Here is a 19362-nt window from a genome sequence, read left to right as displayed (position 1 = left end):
CTCGGCGACCATCCGGGCGACATGCGTGCCGCTGCGGCGAACGACGTTGACACAGGCGCGTCCGCAACCCGAAACTCGGGTCGAGAAAGCGCTTTCACCACCCGGTCGGACGTTTTCCGTCAACGCCGATTGAAACTCGAGACCAGGGAGTGTCGCATGATTCCCCCCGTGATGGCCCGGATCACCCGGGTAGTGGCGGTCACCGCGCTCGCCGTTTCGGCGGCGGCCGGCACCGGCGCCACCGCGTCGGCCGCCTCGTGGCCGAGCCCGAGCACCAGCGTGCCGGTGGGCGCGACGATCAAGGTGACCAGCGGCACTTTCGACGGCGGGCTCAAGCGGTTCTACGGCACCGGCGACCTCGGCAGCGGCGGTCAGGACGAAGGTCAGAGCCCGCTCTTCCAGCTGGCCGACGGCACCACCCTGAAGAACGTCGTCCTGGGCAGCCCCGCCGCCGACGGCGTGCACTGCCTCGGCACCTGCACGCTGCTCAACGTGTGGTGGGAGGACGTCGGCGAGGATGCCGCGACCTTCAAGGGCACCTCCGCCTCCCAGACGATGACCATCGACGGCGGCGGCGCGCGCAAGGCGTCGGACAAGGTGTTCCAGCACAACGGCCCCGGCACGATGTACATCCGCAACTTCCAGGTCGGCGACTTCGGCAAGCTGTACCGCTCCTGCGGCAACTGCAAAACGCAGTACAAGCGGAATGTCGTCGTGGACAACGTCACCGCCACCGTGCCCGGCAAGGCGCTCGTCGGCATCAACACCAACTACGGCGACACCGCCCGGCTGACCCGGATCACCATCTCCGGCGACTCCAGCCGCAAGATCGAGCCCTGCCAGAAGTACCAGGGCGTGACCAGCGGCGAGCCGACGAAGATCGGCACCGGCCCGGACGCGACGAACTGCCTCTACACCGCCGCCGACATCACCTACAAATAGGGGCGCGCCATGTTCGGCACACTGCTCGTCGCGTCGGTGCTCGCGTCGCTGGCCGCTCCACCGGCCGGGGCGGCGGCGGCGAACGTCGTCGTGGCCAAGGACGGTTCCGGGAACTACCAGACCGTGCAGGCCGGGATCAACGCGGTTTCCGCCGGTGGCACCGTCTCGATCAAGCCCGGGACCTACCGGGAGGTCGTCTCGGTGCCGTCGGCCAAGACCGGGATCACCCTGCGCGGCACCACCGGCAACGCCGCCGACGTCGTCATCGACCACGACAACGCCAGCGGGACCAAGAAACCCGACGGCACGACGTACGGCACCTCCGGCAGCGCGACCGCGACGATCGCCGCGAACGGCTTCACCGCCACCGCGCTGACCTTCCGCAACTCCTTCGACCGCACCGCCCACCCGGAGATCAAGGACACCCAGGCCGTCGCGGTCAAGACCACCGGCGACCGGATGGTCTTCGACAACGTCACCTTCCTCGGGCACCAGGACACGCTGTACGCCGACACCGCGGCCGTCGGCACGACCGGGCGCCAGTACTACCGCAACTGCTCGATCAGCGGCGACGTCGACTTCCTCTTCGGCCGTGCGACGGCGGTGTTCGACCGGGCGACGATCACCGCGCTGGACCGCGGTTCCAGCAGCAACAACGGGTTCCTGACCGCGGCCAGCACCCGCCGCTCGAACCCGTACGGTTTCCTGGTCGTCGGCAGCAAGGTGCTCAGTCCGGCGGCCAGCGCGAGCTTCTACCTCGGGCGGCCGTGGCACCCGAGCGGAGACGTCGACGCCGTCGCCCAGGTCCTGTTCCGCGAGACGTCCCTCCCGGCGGCGATCAAGCCGGCGCCGTGGACCGACATGTCGGGCTTCTCGTGGAAGGACGCCCGGTTCGGCGAATACCGCAACACCGGCCCGGGCGCGGGCGCCGGCGCCGACCGGCCGCAGCTGTCCGCTGCGCAGGCCGCGAACTACACGCCGCAGAAGTACCTGGCGGGCGGTGACGGGTGGAACCCGGTGCACTGACGCCGTCGGGGGCCGGGCGGGGGAGACCCTCCGTCCGGCCCTTGACGCGCCGGGCCGTGACCACCGACCATGATCCGATCAGGAATTGTTAGCGCTAACAACGTCCAGGCTCAGCGCCGAACCGAGGACACCCCATGAAACTTCGCCGCCTTCCGGCTCTCATCGCCGTCGCCTCCGCCCTGCTGAGCGCGCCCGCCGCGCAAGCCGCGACCTACCCCGACCCCGGTTACGTCACCGGGGACATCGAGGCGGTGCACGACCCGGCGATGATCCGGGCGGCGGACGGCAGCTACCTGCTCTACTCCACCGACCAGTACCTGCAGATCCGCCGGTCGACCGACCGGATCCACTTCACGAGGATCGGCTCGGTCTGGCCGAACGGTGCGCCGTGGACCGCGCCCTTCACCGACCCGGCCAAGCCGGGGTACCTGTGGGCGCCGGACATCTCGTTCCACAACGGCAAGTACTACCTGTACTACGCGGCCTCGTCGTTCGGCTCCCGCAACTCGGCGATCTTCCTCGCCACCAGCAGCACCGGCCTGCCCGGCAGCTGGACCGACCAGGGCGTCGTCATCCAGACCAGCACCAGCGACGACTACAACGCGATCGACCCGAACCTGTTCGTCGACACCTCCGGCCGCTGGTGGCTCAGCTTCGGCTCCTGGTGGACCGGGATCAAGATGATCCGGCTCGACCCGGCCACCGGCAAGCGCAGCGCGAGCGACACCGCGCTGCGCGGCATCGCCCGGCGCACGGGCAGCACGACGGCCGAGGAAGCGCCCTTCATCGTCCAGCACGGCGGCTACTACTACCTGTTCGTCTCCTGGGACCTGTGCTGCCAGGGCACGAAGAGCACCTACCGCGTGATGGCCGGCCGCTCGACGTCGATCACCGGCCCGTACACCGATCGGGCCGGCGTCCGGATGACCGACGGCGGGGGCACGCAGATCCTCGCGAGCCACGGCGCCGTCCACGGCCCCGGCCACGTGGCCGTCGTCCACGACACCGACGCCGACGTGCTGGTCTACCACTACTACTTCTCGGACGCGACGCCGCTGACCGGCAAGCTCGGGATCAACCTCATCGGCTACGACAGCGCCGGCTGGCCCTACGTGTACTGATCTCGTATAACGACCTATACGGCGCCCGTCGGGAAGGTGACCCATGCAGCGGTTCCTGTCGTTCCTGCTCGCCCTGCTCGCCACCACCGGGCTCGGGGCGGCGCCGGCGGCGGCCGTCCCGGCCGGGCACCGGGTCACGTTCGACAGGTACTCGCTCCTGCTGGACGGCCACCGCCGGATCGTCTGGTCCGGCGAGTTCCACCCGTTCCGGCTGCCGAGCCCGGACCTGTGGCGGGACGTCCTGCAGAAGATGAAGGCGACCGGCTACAACGCGGTCTCGATCTACTTCGACTGGAACTACCACTCGCCCGCGCCCGGGGTGTACGACTTCACCGGCGTCCGGGACATGGACCGGGTGCTCGACCTCGCCGCCGAAGCGGGGCTGTACGTCATCGCGCGGCCCGGGCCGTACATCAACGCCGAGGTCACCGGCGGCGGCTTCCCGGCCTGGCTGGGCACCCAGGCCGGCCGGGCGCGCAGCGACGCGCCCGGCTACCTCGCCGCGGCCGACGAGTGGCTGACGCGGATCGACCGGATCATCGGCAGGCACCAGTACACCGACGGCCGCGGCCCGGTGATCCTGTACCAGATCGAGAACGAGCTGGCCGCGACCGGCGTTTCGCAGCGCAACTACGTCGCGCACCTCCACGACAAGGTGCGGGCCGACGGGATCACCGTCCCGGTCTTCCACAACGACAAGGGGCGCAACGGGATCTGGGTGCCGCCGGGCGCCGGGGTGCCCGGCACCGTGGAGGGCCAGGTCGACCTCTACGCCTTCGACGGGTACCCGGGCGGCACCTGCCGGACCGACGCGACGCCGGGCAATCCGAGCGTCGCACCCGACTGGGGGACCTACGGGCCGGGCGGGGCGAAGGGCGGCGCGAGCGCGTCGCCGAACACGCCGGGGTTCGTCGCCGAGTTCGGCGGCGGCTGGTTCGACTACTGGGGCAGCAACGGCACCTACCCGTGCACCGCGGTGCGGCAGGGGCCGGGCTACGAGCGCGTCTTCTACGGCACCAACCTGGCGAACGGCCTGACCCTGCAGAACTTCTACATGACCTTCGGCGGCACGTCGTGGGGCGGGCTCCCGGCGCCGGTGGTCTACAGCTCCTACGACTACGGCGCGGCGATCGACGAAGGCCGTCAGCTGCGGCCGAAGGCGTCGACGATGAAGGAGATCGGGTCGTTCCTGGCCACCGTCCCGGATCTGGCCGAGATGGACCGCGGGGCGCCGGTGACGCCGTCGTCGGCCGCGGTGAAGGTCTACCACAACGTCAACCCGGACACCGGGGTGCACTTCTACCTGCCGGTGCACACCCCGTCGAACGCCACGACCGATGACGCCTTCACCTTCCCGTTGTCCACATCGGACGGTGAGTACACGGTTCCGCTGCGCCTGGCCGGCCAGGACGCCAAGTTCCTGGTGGCGGACTTCGACGTCGCGGGCCAGCACCTGGTGTACTCGACGTCGGAGCTGATGGCCCGGGCCGCCGGGACCCTGCTGCTGCACGGACGGCCGGGGGAGGACGGCGAGACGGTGCTGCGGTACCCGGCGCGGCCGCGCGTGGACGTCCTCGCCGGGTCCGTCACCACGACCTGGTCCGGGAACGACCTGCGGCTGAACTACCGCCACGACGGGCTCGCGCGGGTCCGGATCAGCGGCGGCGGCCGCCCGGCTGTCACGCTGCTGCTCGCCGAAGACGCCGTGGCGGACACGTTCTGGCCGGTGGACGGCTTGCTCGTGCGCGGGCCGGACCTGGTGCGGACCGCACGGGCGGGCTTCGCGCTGACCGGCGACACGAAGGCACCGAGGGACCTCGAGGTGTGGGGTGCCCGCGGCCCGCTGCTGTGGTGGAACGGCGCCCCGGTGCCGGTGCGGCCCACGGCGGCGGGCAGCGTCCTGGCGCTGCGGCCGCTGCCCGGACCGGCCGACCCGCGGCTGCCGGAGCTCACCGGCTGGCGCTCGGCGCCCGGCTCGCCGGAAGCCGCACCGGGCTTCGACGACTCGGCCTGGCCGGCGGCGGACCGGACCACGACGAACAGCACCACCCCGCCACCGGCCGGACAGCCGGTGCTGACCGCCGACGACTACGGCTTCGGCGTCGGCGACGTCTGGTACCGGGGGCGGATCACCGGAACGCCGGGGGAGCGGGTCGGCCTGCGCTACGGCGGCGGGGGCGCGGGGATGCTCCAGGCGTGGCTGGACGGCCGGTACCTGGGCCAGCACGTCCTGCCGTCCGCGTCGGCGGCCCCGCCGACGACGGGCACCGCGGAGTTCACCGTGCCCGAAGACCTGCGTGGCGACGGCCCGCACGTGCTCTCGGTGATGGTCCGGAACAATGGCCACAACGAGGACGGCGGCGTCAACGACGCGCACAAGGAGGGCCGCGGCCTCATCTCGACGACGACGCCGGGCGGCGTGGCGTGGAAGCTGAAGGGCGGCACGGCGGACCCGGTCCGCGGCCCGCTGAACGGCGGCGCCTTGGCCAGCGGCCGGCACCTGCCGGGCTTCCCGGACCGCACCTGGACCCCGGCGGCGGTGCCCGCGGCGACGGCCGACCCGGGGACGACGTGGTACCGCACGACGTTCTCGCTGCACGTCCCGCGCGACCAGGACACCTCGGTGGGCTTGACGATCGGCGACCCGGCGAAGCCCCGCTCCGGCGGGCGGTACCGGGTGCTGGTGTTCCTCAACGGCTGGAACGTCGGGCAATACATCGGGGACGTCGGGCCGCAGCACACGTTCGTGCTGCCGGACGGGACCCTGGATTCGCACGGCCGCAACAGCCTGGCCCTGGCGGTGACCAGCGACGGCGGCCCGGGCAACGGCCTGGAGAAGGTCGCGCTGACGGATCTGGGCACGGCGCGGGGAGGGGTGCCGGTCCGGCCCGTGTACTCACCGGGGTGGCGACCGTCGCCGTGACGGCCCGCAGCGGGCGTGCGTTCGGCTCGGCTTCGCGGCCGAACGAGCTCGCGGCGGCGGAACACCGCCGCGCTCGGTGGGCGGTCGGCGTTGCGGCAGCCGGACATCACCGCCCGCCGAACGTCCGCGCCTCCTCATCGGCTGCCGCCAGCTCGCGTTCCGCGGCCGCCGCGTCTCCCGGACCGCCTCGGCGCAGCAACGCGTCCGCATGCCGGCGTCGCGAGAACACCGCCGCCGGCCAGTGCCCGAGCGCCAGGTTGTGCCGCACCGCCGCCCTCAGGTGCGTCACCGCGCGGTCCGGGTCGCCCGCCGTCAACGCCGTCGTCCCCAGCGGGTGCTGGACCGAGCCGAAGCAGGCGATGCCCAAGCTCGCCATCGCCGGCAGCTGGCCGAACGGGGCCAGCAGCTCGTGGATCCGCGCCGCCGTGGCCGCGTCGCCGAGCAGGTGGGCCGTCTCGGCCGCGCCGCACAACGACGTCAGCCAGGTGCTCGACCGCGGCAGCGCGCCCAGGTCCTCCCCGCACAGCCGGGCCAGTGCGCCCGCGGCCGTGCGGCGGTCGCCCGCCGAGGCCGCGGCCACCGCCAGTGCCGCGTAGTAGGAGTTGTCGATCGGGCTGAGCGTCGGCGAGTGCATCAGGCCGTCGAGCACCGGCACCAGCTCGCCGAGCCGGCCCTGGAACCAGCGGATCGCCACCAGCTGGGCGCCGTACCAGCCGAGCGCGTCGAAGTCGCCCGCCGCCCGGCCGACCTCGGCGCACGCCTGCGCCCCGGCTTCGGCCTCGCGGAACCGGCCGGCGCGGATGGCCAGCATGACCTTGACCGCGTCCGCCACGAACCCGGCCGCCAGGTGCTTGCGCTCGGCGAGCAGGTCGTCGAGCTCGCCGAGCCGGCGCTCGGCGTGCGGGTCGCCGGCCAGGAACAGGTCGACGGTCTCCCACAGCACACCCATCACCAGGTCGGTGCGCCGGCCCGAGCGGGCGCTCACCCCGACCAGCTCGGTCGCGAGAGCGTGCCGCAGCGCCGTGTGGTCCGGCCCGAGCAGGCAGTGGTGGGCCAGGCTGAGCGCCTCGGCGTGCGCGACCGGCTCGTCCGCCGCCCGCGTGCGGACGGCCACCGCGAGGATCCGGTCGTGCCGGCCCGCTTCGTAGTCCAGCTCCGCCGCCAGCCGCGCCTGCAGGCGGTGGCCCAGCGACGAGCCGGGCTCCACCTGCTCCAGCGCGAACCGCAGCCGCGTCAGCAGGGACGCCGCCGCGACGGCCGTCCGGTGCTCGTGCACCCACACCCCGCCGAGGCCGAGGGCCGCGCGGCCGAGCGCGACGGCGTCCCCGGCGCGCTCGGCCTGCACGTACGCGGTTTCGAAGTGTTCCCGGCTGGTCCGCAGGTCGCCGTCCTCCAGGAGCGCGTGCTCGCCGGCGGTGAGCGCGTCGCCGGGCGCGGTCGCCACCGCGGTCGCCCGGGCCGCCAGCAGGGCCGGGTCGTGGGCGAGCACCCGGCGGTGCACCTGCGCCAGCACCGGTGACGGCTCCACGCCGGACGCGCTGATCAGCCCGTGCCGGGCCCGGCGGAACGCCTCCAGGGCGTCGCTCTGCCGCCCGGCCCGGTAGAGCGCCGTCATCAGCTGCGCCCACAGCCGTTCGTGGCCGGGGAACGCGGCGGTCAGCGCCTCCAGCTCGGCGATCAGCCCGGTGTCCTCGCCGGCCGCGAGGTCGGCGTCGATCCGGTCCTGGACGGCGTTGTGGCGCAGCCGGTCGAGCCGGACCCGTTCCGCCACCAGGGTTTCCACGTCGCCGAACTCCTCGTAGGCGGTGTGGCCGCGCCACAGGCCGAGCGCGGCGGCCAGCCGCTCCCGGGCGGCGGCCGATTCCCCGGCGGCCAGCACCCGCCGCCCCTCGGCGGCGAGGCTTTCGAACCGCGCGGCGTCGAGGGCCTGCGGTGCGAGGTGCAGGACGTACCCGGGCGGCCGGGTCAGGATCGCCTCCTGGCCGAGCGCGCCGCGCAGCCGCGAGAGGTACGTCCGCACCGTGCGGCCGGCGTGCGCGGGTGCCTCTTCGCCCCAGAGCGCCCGGCCCAGCGCGGCGACGCTGACCACCCGGCCCGCCTCCGCCGCCAGCACCGCCAGCAGGGTCCGCAGCCGCGGACCCCCGACGTCCCGCGGCTCGCCGTCCAGCCGCACTTCGAACGGTCCCAGCACCCCGAGGTCCACCCCGCCCATGCCCGCCCCTCCGCAACGCCGCTACCGCGCGCGTTCGCGTACAGGAGCGGTCCGGGCCACCCGGGATACGTCTACGGCCGGATGAATCTCCGTCGACGATCTGTCGATGGATCGTCGACGGGCGCTGCGAGTGTCGGTGTCGCGGACGGAGGAGTCCGCGGCTACCGGTTCTTCGGGAGGAAGTCCATGAAACGCATGATTCGGGGTCTCGCACCGGTTTTCGCCCTCGCGGCGACGGGGGCGGCGGTGCTGGCGGGCGCACCGGCGGCGAACGCGGCGCCGGCGCACGCGGCGGCGCTCGAGGTGAAGAGCGCGACGTGGGGCCAGCTGCACGTCGGTGACTGCGAGCAGGACAACGGCACCATCGTGCTCCGCTCGGACGGGACGGGCGACTGGAGCGCGACCACGCTGACCTTCCAGACGCACTCCGGCGACGTCTGGCACTCCAGCTTCGACTTCAAGACCACGGCCGGGACGAAGCTGTTCTCGGCGGGCACGTTCGACAGCCCGGTGATGAACGACGGCAACCCGCCGCCGCGGTACTTCTGGTCGAAGCACTTCACTTACGACGCGGCGCTCTTCAGTGCTGTCGACATCTTCAAGACGATCCAGCACTCGAGCTGCTGATCCCGGGGTGAGAACCGCCCTGGGTCACGGCCCACCGAGGCCCAGGGCGGCGCCCGCGACGACCCCGCCGGGGCGGGGTCCCTCCAGCGGATCGAGGAGGCGCCGGCCTCGACCGCGCCCGGGCGGCCGAGGTCCTGGCCGGTCCGGCGTGCGCGATCCTCGATCCGGTGGTCAGCTGATCGGCACCGTCGCGGTGCAGGAGCTCGTGCCGTTGTCGAAGGTCGCCGCCGCGGTGCCGGCGGACGATGCCGGCACCGTCGTGGTCGTCGGCACCGCGAAGGTGGTGTTCCCGGTCGTCGCCGAGGTCTGGGAGAACACCGTGTGCGTGGTCGTTCCGGTGCGGTAGGAGATCCGCAGGGAGACCTTGCCCGCGACGTCGCCGATGTACGGCCCCGACGTGGTGTAGCCGCCGACGATGCGGAAGTCGAAGCCGACGCTCTCGTACCGGAGGGTGAGCGTGCCGCTGAAGGCGTCCGCCTTGCAGATCGCCGACCGCTGGATGATCGTCGCCGCCTGGGCGGGGGCCACCAGGACCGTCGCGCCGGCCAGCAGCGCCACCAGTCCGGCCTGAACCGCAGTCTTCATCTTCGTCCTCCCTCGGGTCCGCCCGCCATCCTGCCGGGTCCTGCTTCCGTTCCGCTTCCCCTCATCCGGTGGTGCGGACGAGGTGGACGGGACAGGCGGCGTGGGAACCCGCCGCGGCCGCGGTCGCCGAGGACGCTCAGCCGGGCGGCCGCGCTGCGCTCGCGCAGTGAGCAGCCGGTGCCCGCCTCTCCAGGCCCACCCCCTCCCGGAACCCCACAGCCCCGACCCTCCAGGTACGCGAACCGACCTTCCAGGTACGCAAGCCGACCCTCCCGGTGCGCGTGTCGTCCGCTCGGGTACGCGTGTCGTCCGGTCGCGGACAGCAGGCGCGTCCGGCAAGATCTGCGTCCGGCGAGACCTGCGGTGGCCGGAAGGAGCCCGATGGCGGTGGTGGTCGTGGCGGCGGCGGTGCTCGGCCTGCTCGTCGGGTCGTTCCTCAACGTCGTGATCCACCGGGTGCCGCGCGGCGAGTCCGTCGTCCGGCCGCCGTCGCGCTGTCCGGACTGCGGGCAGGAGATCGAACCCCGGCACAACGTCCCCGTCTTCGGCTGGCTCGTCCTGCGCGGCCGGTGCGCAGGCTGCGGTGCCCGGATCAGCGTCCGGTACCCACTGGTCGAGCTCGGCACCGGCGTCCTGTTCGCGCTGCTGGCCCTGCGGCTGGACCCGCCGGACCTGCCCGCCTTCCTCTACTTCGGCGCGATCGGCGTCGCCCTCGCCCTGATCGACCTCGACTGCCGCCGCCTGCCGAACGCGATCGTGCTGCCGTCCTACCCGGTGCTGGTCGTCCTGCTGACGGCGTCGGCCTGGTGGCGCGGCGACTGGTGGGCGCTCGCCCGCGCCGGGATCGGCGGCGCCGCCCTGTTCGCCTTCTACCTCCTCCTCGCGCTGGCCTACCCGGCGGGCATGGGCTTCGGCGACGTCCGGCTCGCGGGCATCCTCGGCGGGATCCTCGCCTACCTCTCCTGGGGGACGCTGGTGGTCGGCGCGTTCGGCGGGTTCCTGCTCGGTGCGGTCGCCGGCGTCGTCGTGCTGGCCACCGGCAAGGGCGGCCGCAAGACGGCGCTGCCGTTCGGGCCGTTCATGATCGCCGCGGCCCTGGTGGCGATCTTCGCGGCCGGCCCGCTCGGCCAAGCCTACCAGCGCCTGACCGGCCTGGCCTGAGCCGTCACCGGTTCCCCGACCAGCTCAGCACCGACACCTGCCGCGCCCCGGCCACCGGGTTCGTCGGATCACCGTCCACATAGGCCACCCGGGCCCGGGCAACGGGGGCACCACCCGGAGCGCACGTGGCGGCACCGGGGCACACGTAGGCGGACAGGTAGACGCCGAAGACGAAGCCGGGCGAGTCGTCCGGCACCTCGATGACCGCCCCGGTGAACGTCACGCTCCCGGTTTCCTTCACCCACAGGGACCGCGCGACGACGCCGAAGCGGAAGATCGGCTCGGTCGCGTTGTTCAGCGTGACGTCCAGGACGGCCTTCGGCGCGTACGTCGTCCCCTGCACGTAGAACCGGTTCCCGGAGTTGTTGACCGCGGTCACCAGGGCGCACGCGGCACTGCTCGGGTACATCAGCTGCGTGCACCCGTTTTCCGCGCGCAGGGCAGGCGGGGTGTAGTCGAGCACCAGTTGCAACGCATCGACCTGCTCTGTGCCCTTGTGCTTCAAGGCCGCGGTGTAGCTCAGCTGCGCGCCGGTGAAGGTGCCGTCGTACACCTGTTGCGAGAGCGCGGCCGAGGTTACGTCGACGAGATCGGTGTGCAGCGAGTTGTCCGAATACGAAGGCACCTTGTACGGGTCGCCGGTGGTCCCGCCCGCCGGAGTGACCTGGACAGTGAGGTTGTCCTGGGTGGACCCACTGTCGTTGCCGTGCCGGACGCTCACCTGTGCGGATTTGAGGATCGAGCCCGCCGGAATCGCCGCGGGTGGGGTGTAGCCGGTCGCGGTCACCGCGGCGCTCTGGTTGCCACCGGCGTTGTTGGTCCACGTGGCAAGATTGCCATCCACAGTGGACAAACTGCCGGCCGGGGCGGTGGTGAACGTGCCGCCCGGTGTGCCGGTGGGAACGAGTGTCGCCGTCACCGGCGTGTCCGCGCCCGAGGCCAGCCCGTAGAGGGCCACCGGCGGCCGGTCCGCGCTGTAGGTGCCGCAGATCTCCACCTGGCCCGCCTTCACCGCCAGCCTGCTGTCGCCGCCGAAGACGAACTGGACGCCGGACGCCTTCGGGTCGTCGATCGGGTTGTCGCAGGCACCCGGGATCTGCGCCGGCACCGGCGGCTTGGCGATGACCCGCTTGCTGCCGTCCACCGGCGTGCCCGCGACGAGGTAGCCGTTGTCGACCGTCCACACGTCGTCGCCGCCGGGCAGCGACGGCGGCCGGACCGCGGCGCTGTTGCGGAAGTCGAAGTAGTACGTGCCGGGGGTGAACCAGAACGTGCTGTCCTTGCACCTGCTGCTGCTGGACATCATCGCCGACAGCCCGGCCGCGTCGTCGTAGAGCCCGGGCTGGAAGGTGACCAGCGAACCGGCCTTGGTGCACGGCGGCAGCGCCTGCCGCGGCGGCACGGAGGTCAACGCGGGGGTGTAGCCGGGATCCGCACCGAGGCTCGAGCCGCCGTAGCCGCACGAAGGCGCGGGCGTACTGCTGATCGTGCCCGAGCACGCGCCGCGCGCGTACACCGCGGTGTTCGTGTCGAGCGAGCCGTTGACCACGCGGATGTTCGAGTTCGAGTACACGATGCCGTGGACGCGGAACGAAGAACCGGTCGGCTGCTGGATGTTCAGCCCGTCCTCGCCGCCGGTGCCCAGGGTGAGGATCGCGTTGCCCGGCCGGTTGCACACGCTCAGCGACGGGCACTGGATCCGCACCTTCGCCGGGTCGGCGGTGCACGACACGGCGGCCGAGCCGCCACCGCCGAAGTTCGGCAGGACCAGCGTGTCGGACCCGCCGAAGCAGTGCTCGCCTGCCGCACCGGTGAACGTGCTGGTGCGGATGGCGTTGATCCCCGCCTGCAGCGCGCCGTCGGCGGTGTAGGCGGCCGCGGCCTGGTCGCGCAGGTTCACCGTGGTGCGGACGCCGGTGTCGGCGAAGGACAGCAGCGCGCCGAGCACCACCGCGACCACCGTGACCAGGATGAGCACCAGCGGCAGCGCGGCTCCGGCGTCGTCGCCCTTCCACCGGCGGTTCATGTCTGCCTCCGTTGCCCGAACAGGGTGATGGGGTAGGGGTCGGCGTTGCGCGCGACGGCGGTGAAGGTCAGCTTCACCCACAGCGGCACGGCGGCCGCGGTGCACGCGCTGGAGCACGTCACCGCGGGCGTGGCCGGGTCGACGTTGTGCGCGACGATCGAGTCGGACAGCGTCGCGGAATCGAGGCAGCGCAGCCGGTGCAGCTCGGTGCCCGTCAGGTAGTAGGCGACGATCGCGGTGCGCCGGGTCGCGGCCGGCGTGCTGGTGTCCCAGTCGTCGGACAGCAGCCGCACCAGGGAAACGGGTGTCGCGGCGGTGCCGCAGACCTGGCCGCCGCTGCCGTAGCCGGCCCCGAGCTGGATCGACGGGGAGTACGGCACCTGGCCGCTGCCCACCGACCCGGAGTAGTCCCGCAGGCCGACCGCGGCGACGTCCTGGGCGAAGAACGCCGCGCTCTGCTGGGCGTCGTGCGACACCGCGAGCCGCGCGGACGTGGCATCGGTGTTGCGGATCGAGACGATCACCGCGTTGGCGACCGGCGCGACGACCACGCCCAGGATGACGACGACGATCAGCAGCTCCACCAGCGTGAACCCGGCGTCGGACCGGCGGCTCAGCACAGCGCCTCCCCGAGCCCGCACCGCTTGCGCACCACGACCTCCAGGCGTTCGCTCGCCCGCCCGTCGCCGCTGGCGACCTGCAGGGTCACCTGCTGCAGCCCGGTGTCGGTGCCGCAGGTCGCCGACCACGCCGAGCCGGTCCAGTACTTCACCGACGACACCGCGCTGGTGAACCCCGGCGGCACGGTGAACCCGGCCGGCGCGGCGTACTTCGCGGGCGCCGCGCAGGCGAAGTAGCCGCCCGCCATCACCTGGTTCTCGACCGCCTCGCCGAAGTCGCGCACCCCGGCACCGGCGGTGGCCTGCTTGCGGTGGACGTCGGACATGAACACGCTGACGCCGATGCCGCCGACGATCGCCACGACCGCGATACCCAGGATCGCGACCGCGACCAGCAGCTCCAGCAGGGTCTCGCCCCGGTCGTCGGTCCTCATCAGACGTGCACCTGGCCGAAGATCCCGTACATCGCCGAGACGAGCGCGACCGCCACGAACCCGACGACCAGGCCCATCACCACGATCACGGCCGGTTCGAACAGCGCGGTGAGCTTCTTCAGCCGGTAGTCCAGCTCGCCTTCGTAGTACTGGGCGGTGACCTCGAGCTGGGTGTCGAGGGTGCCGGTGTCCTCGCCGACGCGGATCATCTGCGCCGCGGTCACCGGGAACAGCCCGGAGCCGGTGAGCGGGCGGGCCAGGCCCTCGCCGTTCAGCACGGCCTGCGCGACCCGGCCGAGCGCCCGCATGAACACGCGGTTGCGCAGCGAGTCCGTCGCGACCCGCAGGGCCTCCGGCAGCGGCACCCCGGCGCTCACCATCGACGACAGGATCCGGCAGAACCGCTCGACCAGCGCGTGCCGCACGGTCGGGCCGATCGCCGGGACGCCGAGCAGCACGCGGTCGCGGGCGTACCGGCCGCCGGGCGTGCGCACGGCGACCAGGTAGGACACGGTGAGCAGGAGCAGGCCGGCCAGCAGCGCCCACCACCACCGGCCCAGGAAGTCGGTGACGGCCAGCAGCATCCGCGTCGGCAACGGCAGCTTCGCGTTGAGGCTGGCGAAGAAGACCTTGAACCGCGGCAGCACGAAGGTGGCGAGCACGACGACGGTGACGACCGACATCAGCGCGATCATCGCCGGGTAGATCAGCGCGGCCTTGATCTTGCGCCGCGCTTCGAGGTCGCGCTCGAGGTAATCGGCCAGCTGGTCGAGGACCTGGTCGAGCTGCCCGGTGAGCTCCGCCGAGCGCAGGATCTCCCGGTAGAACTCGGGGAAGATCTTCGGGTGCCGGTCGATGCAGTCGGAAAGCCGGTCGCCGCCGCGCAGGCCCTGTTCGACGTCCCGCAGCATCCGGGCCACCGTCGAGTTCGCGGCCTCCTCGCCGAGGATCCGGACGGCGTCGATGAGCGGCAGCCCGGCCCGGACGAACGCGCCGAGCTGGCGCGAGAGGTGCATGACGACCTCGCGCTTGACCCGCGGCGCGGTCAGCTCCCGGCTCAGCACGCTCTTCTTCTCGGTGACCTCGATGTCCCGCAGCTCGCGTTCGTAGAGCGCGAGGACGGCGGAATCGGCGTCGGCGGCCTTCTGCACCCCGCGGGTGCGCTGCCCGTCCGGGCCGGTGGCGACGTAGGCGTACCGGTTCATCGCGCCCCTCCGGTGAGGTAGATCGACCGCAGCACCTCGGCCGGGGTGGTGACGCCCTCGGCCACCAGCCGCAGCGCCTCGTCCTGCAGCGTCCGCATGCCTTCCTTGCGGGCCAGCTCGTGCACCTCGCGGTGCGGCGCGCTCTCCAGCACCAGCGTCCGGATCCCTTCGCTGACCGGCATCAGCTCGTAGACGCCGGTGCGGTCGAGGAACCCGGTCTGCGCGCAGAAGTTGCAGCCGGCCCCGCGGACGTACCCGCCCGCCGGCTCGTCAGCGCCGAGGGAGTCCATGAAAGACAGTTCTTCGGCCGAGGGCGCGTAGTACTCCCGGCAGCGCAGGCAGATCCGCCGGACCAGGCGCTGGGCGAGCACCGCGGTGACCGACGACGCCACGAGGAAGTTCTCGATCCCCATGTCCAGCAGCCGGTGCAGCGCCGAGGCGGCGTCGGTGGCGTGCAGCGAGGAGAGCACGAAGTGGCCGGTGAGCGCGGACTGCACGGCGATGCGCGCGGTGTCGACGTCCCGGACCTCGCCGACCAGGATGACGTCCGGGTCCTGCCGCAGGATCGACTTGAGGCCGTCGGCGAAGGTGACGCCGGTCTGCTCGTTGATCTGGATCTGGTTGATCGAGGACATCGTGTACTCGACCGGGTCCTCGATGGTCATGATGTTGCGTTCGCTGCTGTCGAGCTCGCCCAGCGAGCCGTAGAGCGTCGTGGTCTTGCCGCTGCCGGTCGGGCCGGCGCAGATCACCATGCCGTAGGGCGACTGCAGCACCGCCGTGTAGCGTTCGGCCATCCCGGCGGGCATGCCCAGCTGGGGCAGCCGGAACAGCGGGCGGCTCTTGTCGAGCAGCCGCAGCACGACCTTCTCACCGCCCACGACCGGCGTGCTGGCCACCCGGATGTCCACCGGCCGGTCTTCGACGTCCATGCTGATCTGGCCGTCCTGCGGACGGCGGCGCTCGACGATGTTCATGCCGGCGAGGATCTTGATCCGGCTGGTCACCGCCGGGCCCATCGAGCCGGGCAGGTCGAGCACGTCGTGCAGGACGCCGTCGATGCGGTAGCGCACCCGGATCCGCTCGGCCTGCGGCTCGACGTGGATGTCGGAGGCGCGGTCGCGCAGCGCCTGCTTGATCATCAGGGCGACGACGTGCACGACCGGCGCGTCGTCGTTCGCGGTGGCCGGAGCTTCGGCGCGGGCGGCGTCGCGGCGCACGGCGTCGCGGGCTTCGAACGCCTTGACCTGCTGGTCGACGCCGGTGAGCGCCCGGTAGGTCCGCCCGATGGTGGCCAGGATGTCCGCGCGGTCGGCGACGGCGACGGTCACCGGGCGGCCGAGGGCCGCCTGCAGCGCCGGGGCGGTGGCGGCGTCGGCCACGGCGACCAGCACGGTGTCCTCGCGGACGGTCAGCGGGATCGCGCAGAGCTCGCGGGCCTTCGCCTCGCCGAGCAGGTCGGCGGCGGCGCGGTCGGGCGTGACCGTGCGCAGGTCGACCGACCGGGGCTGGGTGCGGAGTCTCATGCCGGCACGCTCCGGGGCAGCGGCCGCGGATCGATGTCCTGCGGGTGCAGGCTGCGGGCGGCGGCGTCGGCGGGGGTGACCAGCCCGGTGGCGACCAGCTGGGACAGCGACTGCTCCAGCGTCACCATGCCTTCGCGGCGCCCGGTCACCAGCGCGTTGCGCAGCTGGTGCGGCTTCCCCTCCTTGATGAGGTTGCGCACGGCGGTGTTGGCCACCAGCACCTCGAAGGCGGCGACGAGGCCGCCGCCGACGCGGGGGAGCAGCCGCTGGTGGACGATCCCGGTGAGCGCGGCGGCGAGCTGGACGCGGACCTGTTCCTGCTGGCCCGCCGGGAAGACGTCGATCATCCGCGCGAGGGACTGCGCGGTGTCGTTGGTGTGCAGCGTGGCGAAGACCAGGTGCCCGGTCTCGGCGATGGTGAGGGCGAAGCGGATCGAGTCGAGGTCACGCATCTCGCCGACCATCAGCACGTCGGGGTCCTCCCGCAGCGCACTGCGCAGGGCCGCGGGGAAGGACTCGGTGTCGGTGCCGACCTCCCGCTGGTTGACCGCGGAACGCCGGTGTTCGTGGACGTACTCGATCGGGTCCTCGACGGTGAGGATGTGGCACGCGCGTTCGCTGTTGATCCGGTCGATGACGGCGGCGAGCGTGGTCGACTTGCCGGAGCCGGTCGGCCCGGTGACGAGCACGAGACCCTGGTGCCGTCGCGCGAAGTCGGCCAGGACGGGCGGCAGGCCGAGATCGGCCATGCCGGGGATCCGGCGCGGGATCATCCGCAGCGCGACGACGGTCTCCCCGCGCTGGGTGAAGGCGTTGCCGCGGACGCGGGCTTCGTCGCGCCAGCCGAAGGAGAAGTCGAATTCGCGGGCGGTGCGCCAGGTGAGGGCCTGGTCGTCGGTGAGGAGCTCGGCGAGCAGCGCGCGCGTGTCGTCACCGGTGAGGACGGGGTGGCCGGGGACCGCGGAGAGGTCACCGTGCACGCGCAGCTGGGGCGGCAGTCCGGCGGTGAGCAGCAAGTCGGTGCCGCGCGCCTGCCAGAGCGCCTCGAGCAGGCCGTCGACGCGGCTGCCGATCTGGGTGAGCATGGGATCCTCCGGGGCGAGGGTGTGCCGCGGGGTGGGTGGCCCCACCCCGCGGAGCGGATCAGTGGGTGCAGGCGCCGGAAGCCGTGACGACACCGGCGGTGATGGCGATCGTGTAGCCGTTGGTGGTCGACGGCTCGTCCTTCAGGTAACCGGCGGTCTTCAGCGCGGCCGGGCTGGCGGCGTAACCGCCGGTCTTGGCGTAGAACGCCTCGTTGGCGGTCTCGACGCTCTTCCAGTCGGCGTTGCAGGCGGCGGCCTTGCCGTCACCGTTGAACGCCTGCACCGCGAACACGACGACCCCGGCGAGCACGCCCAGGATCACGACGACGATGAGCAGTTCGATGAGGGTGAAGCCGTCCTCGTTCGCGCGGGCGGCACGCAGGTTCTCCAGCATGGTTCTTTCCTTTGCGTTGCAGGGTTTCAGTGGCGTTCCGGAATCAGCAGGCAGCCACCTCCGGAGATCGGGTCCCCTTCCAGGAACCGGCCGTGGCGCGCACGCTCACGTAGACCTTGTTGTTGCCGGGCAGGGGGATGGTGGCCGAATTGGTCGTGGCGGTACCCGCGAGGGAAGCGGGGCCGCCCTGCGTGGTCGCGGTGAAGAGCTCGAACCCGGGCGGCAGCGGCGCCGGGTAAGACCAGTGGAGCTTGGCCGAGGGACCGCTGCCGTTGCCGTTGTTGCACTTCGCCGAGTCGAGGACCGGCTGGTCGGGCGTCTGCAGCTGCAGGCCTGCCGCGTATCCACTGCCGGAGCCGGACTTCAGCCAGGCCGCCTCCGCCCTCGCGGCACCCACCGCGACCAGGCCGCTGATCACCGTGGTCCAGGAAGCCGCCACCAGCACCGCCGCGAAAACCACCCGGTTCGCGCTCATCCGCTCACCACCGTGACCGTCACCGGGATCGAGAACAGCGCACCCTGGCAGCCGTCGTCCGAGGTCGGGCCCATCGAGACCGCGCCCGCCAGGGTGAGGGTCGCGTTGCCGTTGGAGGGCACCGAGGTGTTCGGTGCCTGCGCGGTCCAGCTCACGCCGGTCGTCGTGCAGGTGCCCGTTCCGCCGGAGCCGGTCGGCGTCCCGTTGGCGACGATGCTGCTGACCTTGACCGGGTACGGGTTCGGGTTGTTCACCAGGACCTTGGCTTCCCCGGCCGGTCCGCCGGGGTAGAGCAGGTTGCTGGTGAAGGCCGCGGCCGTCAGTGCCGTGGTCGTCGGAGCGGCTGCCGTGCCGGCCTTCGCGTTCGCGGCACCCGAACCGGAGCTCGTCCACGCCGCGACGGCGATCCCGCCGCCCAGCGTCGCGCCGACCACCGTGGTGACCACGAGCACGCGGCGCAGGGTCGGGTTCTTCATGGCTTGACCGCCGTTCCTGTGTACGTCAGGGGAAAGGTGACCGACCGGCACGCGTCGGGGGTGCCGGGCAGCATGCGGGTGGTGAGGGCGACGTCGGCGGTGCCGTTGGCGGGCACCGTCACCGGCCGGGGGAGCGCGTCGACCTGCACCGAGGACGCCGGGCAGGCCGGGACGGGCCGCCCGCGGCTGTCGTTGGGTTTGCCGACCGCGGCCGTCACGGTCTGCACGAGGATGGGGAAGTTTTCGGTGTTGGCCAGCCGGATCCACCGGTTCCCGGTCGCGCCGGGCACGAGCGCGGTGGCCCGGCCGGGCACGTCGGCGATGCCGAACTGCTTGCTGCCGTTGCCGTTCGCGGTGTTCGCCGCCGGCGCCGGGCCGATCGCGAACCACGTGAGCACGACGGCCGCGAGCGCGCCCGCCGGAACACCGCTGCGTACACGCCGGAGCCGGCCGAGGCGCTGCGCACGGCGGTCGAGGCCCTCGAGCTGGCGGGGGTGGCCTGACGTGGGGTGGTTCGAGGCACT

Annotated in this window: 18 protein-coding genes; 6 read left to right on the top strand and 12 right to left on the bottom strand. The window is 72.5% G+C overall.

The genetic code is table 11. The annotated features are described in order from the left end of the window. Window positions 1-171 precede the first annotated feature (171 nt). From ABZX11_RS38125 to ABZX11_RS38110, 4 genes are all read left to right on the top strand, one after another. A complete protein-coding gene (locus ABZX11_RS38125; RefSeq protein WP_354922868.1) occupies window positions 172-942 on the top strand; it encodes a pectate lyase in 771 nt (256 codons plus the stop codon). Between the two features lie 9 nt (window positions 943-951). After that, window positions 952-1968, top strand: coding sequence for a pectinesterase family protein (locus tag ABZX11_RS38120; RefSeq protein WP_354922739.1), 1017 nt, complete (start codon window positions 952-954; stop codon window positions 1966-1968). 134 nt (window positions 1969-2102) lie between these two features. Next, window positions 2103-3089, top strand: a complete 987-nt coding sequence (locus ABZX11_RS38115) for an arabinan endo-1,5-alpha-L-arabinosidase (protein WP_354922736.1) — start codon at window positions 2103-2105, stop codon at window positions 3087-3089. A gap of 43 nt (window positions 3090-3132) precedes the next feature. Next, complete coding sequence (locus tag ABZX11_RS38110) at window positions 3133-6012, top strand: beta-galactosidase (protein ID WP_354922733.1); 2880 nt, start codon at window positions 3133-3135, stop codon at window positions 6010-6012. A gap of 106 nt (window positions 6013-6118) precedes the next feature. Here ABZX11_RS38110 and ABZX11_RS38105 read toward each other — a convergent pair whose 3' ends face one another. Beyond that, complete coding sequence (locus ABZX11_RS38105) at window positions 6119-8224, bottom strand: AfsR/SARP family transcriptional regulator (protein ID WP_354922730.1); 2106 nt, start codon at window positions 8222-8224, stop codon at window positions 6119-6121. 186 nt (window positions 8225-8410) lie between these two features. Between ABZX11_RS38105 and ABZX11_RS38100 the strand changes: the two genes are divergently transcribed. Continuing rightward, on the top strand, window positions 8411-8851 hold the full coding sequence (locus ABZX11_RS38100) for a DUF6294 family protein (RefSeq protein ID WP_354922727.1): 441 nt from the start codon (window positions 8411-8413) through the stop codon (window positions 8849-8851). Window positions 8852-9022: 171 nt separating this feature from the next. On the opposite strand, the gene ABZX11_RS38095 is transcribed toward ABZX11_RS38100, so the two are convergent. Continuing rightward, window positions 9023-9436, bottom strand: coding sequence for a hypothetical protein (locus ABZX11_RS38095; protein WP_176169826.1), 414 nt, complete (start codon window positions 9434-9436; stop codon window positions 9023-9025). A 381-nt stretch (window positions 9437-9817) separates the two neighbouring features. Here ABZX11_RS38095 and ABZX11_RS38090 point away from each other — a divergent pair, with 381 nt between their 5' ends. After that, window positions 9818-10597, top strand: a complete 780-nt coding sequence (locus tag ABZX11_RS38090; protein ID WP_354922724.1) for a prepilin peptidase — start codon at window positions 9818-9820, stop codon at window positions 10595-10597. Between the two features lie 4 nt (window positions 10598-10601). Here the strand turns inward: ABZX11_RS38090 and ABZX11_RS38085 are convergent, their stop codons facing one another. The 10 genes from ABZX11_RS38085 to ABZX11_RS38040 all read right to left on the bottom strand — a co-directional run. Continuing rightward, complete coding sequence (locus ABZX11_RS38085; protein WP_354922721.1) at window positions 10602-12623, bottom strand: hypothetical protein; 2022 nt, start codon at window positions 12621-12623, stop codon at window positions 10602-10604. After that, complete coding sequence (locus tag ABZX11_RS38080) at window positions 12620-13243, bottom strand: prepilin-type N-terminal cleavage/methylation domain-containing protein (protein WP_354922718.1); 624 nt, start codon at window positions 13241-13243, stop codon at window positions 12620-12622. Before ABZX11_RS38080 ends, ABZX11_RS38085 begins: the two co-directional genes overlap by 4 nt. Beyond that, the gene (locus tag ABZX11_RS38075) at window positions 13237-13677 is read right to left on the bottom strand and encodes a prepilin-type N-terminal cleavage/methylation domain-containing protein (RefSeq protein ID WP_354922716.1); all 441 of its coding nucleotides are present in this window, start codon (window positions 13675-13677) and stop codon (window positions 13237-13239) included. Before ABZX11_RS38075 ends, ABZX11_RS38080 begins: the two co-directional genes overlap by 7 nt. After that, window positions 13677-14882: a type II secretion system F family protein gene (locus ABZX11_RS38070; RefSeq protein WP_176169822.1), complete on the bottom strand. Its 1206-nt coding sequence runs from the start codon at window positions 14880-14882 to the stop codon at window positions 13677-13679. The genes ABZX11_RS38075 and ABZX11_RS38070 overlap by 1 nt, the downstream gene beginning before the upstream one ends. After that, window positions 14879-16408, bottom strand: a complete 1530-nt coding sequence (locus tag ABZX11_RS38065; RefSeq protein WP_354922714.1) for a GspE/PulE family protein — start codon at window positions 16406-16408, stop codon at window positions 14879-14881. Before ABZX11_RS38065 ends, ABZX11_RS38070 begins: the two co-directional genes overlap by 4 nt. Next, the gene (locus ABZX11_RS38060) at window positions 16405-17493 is read right to left on the bottom strand and encodes a type IV pilus twitching motility protein PilT (protein WP_354922711.1); all 1089 of its coding nucleotides are present in this window, start codon (window positions 17491-17493) and stop codon (window positions 16405-16407) included. The genes ABZX11_RS38065 and ABZX11_RS38060 overlap by 4 nt, the downstream gene beginning before the upstream one ends. A 58-nt stretch (window positions 17494-17551) precedes the next feature. Further along, window positions 17552-17887, bottom strand: coding sequence for a prepilin-type N-terminal cleavage/methylation domain-containing protein (locus ABZX11_RS38055; protein ID WP_354922708.1), 336 nt, complete (start codon window positions 17885-17887; stop codon window positions 17552-17554). Window positions 17888-17930: 43 nt separating this feature from the next. After that, a complete protein-coding gene (locus tag ABZX11_RS38050; RefSeq protein WP_354922705.1) occupies window positions 17931-18362 on the bottom strand; it encodes a hypothetical protein in 432 nt (143 codons plus the stop codon). After that, entirely contained in the window at window positions 18359-18838 is a 480-nt protein-coding gene (locus ABZX11_RS38045) for a hypothetical protein (RefSeq protein ID WP_354922702.1), read from the bottom strand. Before ABZX11_RS38045 ends, ABZX11_RS38050 begins: the two co-directional genes overlap by 4 nt. Then, window positions 18835-19362 (bottom strand): hypothetical protein (locus ABZX11_RS38040; protein WP_354922699.1); only part of this gene is annotated, 528 nt, incomplete at its 5' end. The genes ABZX11_RS38040 and ABZX11_RS38045, both read right to left, overlap by 4 nt.

Origin of the sequence: Amycolatopsis sp. NPDC004169, from assembly GCF_040610315.1 — a bacterium.
GTDB lineage: Bacteria > Actinomycetota > Actinomycetes > Mycobacteriales > Pseudonocardiaceae > Amycolatopsis.
This window is presented reverse-complemented; position numbering and strand designations above follow the sequence as displayed.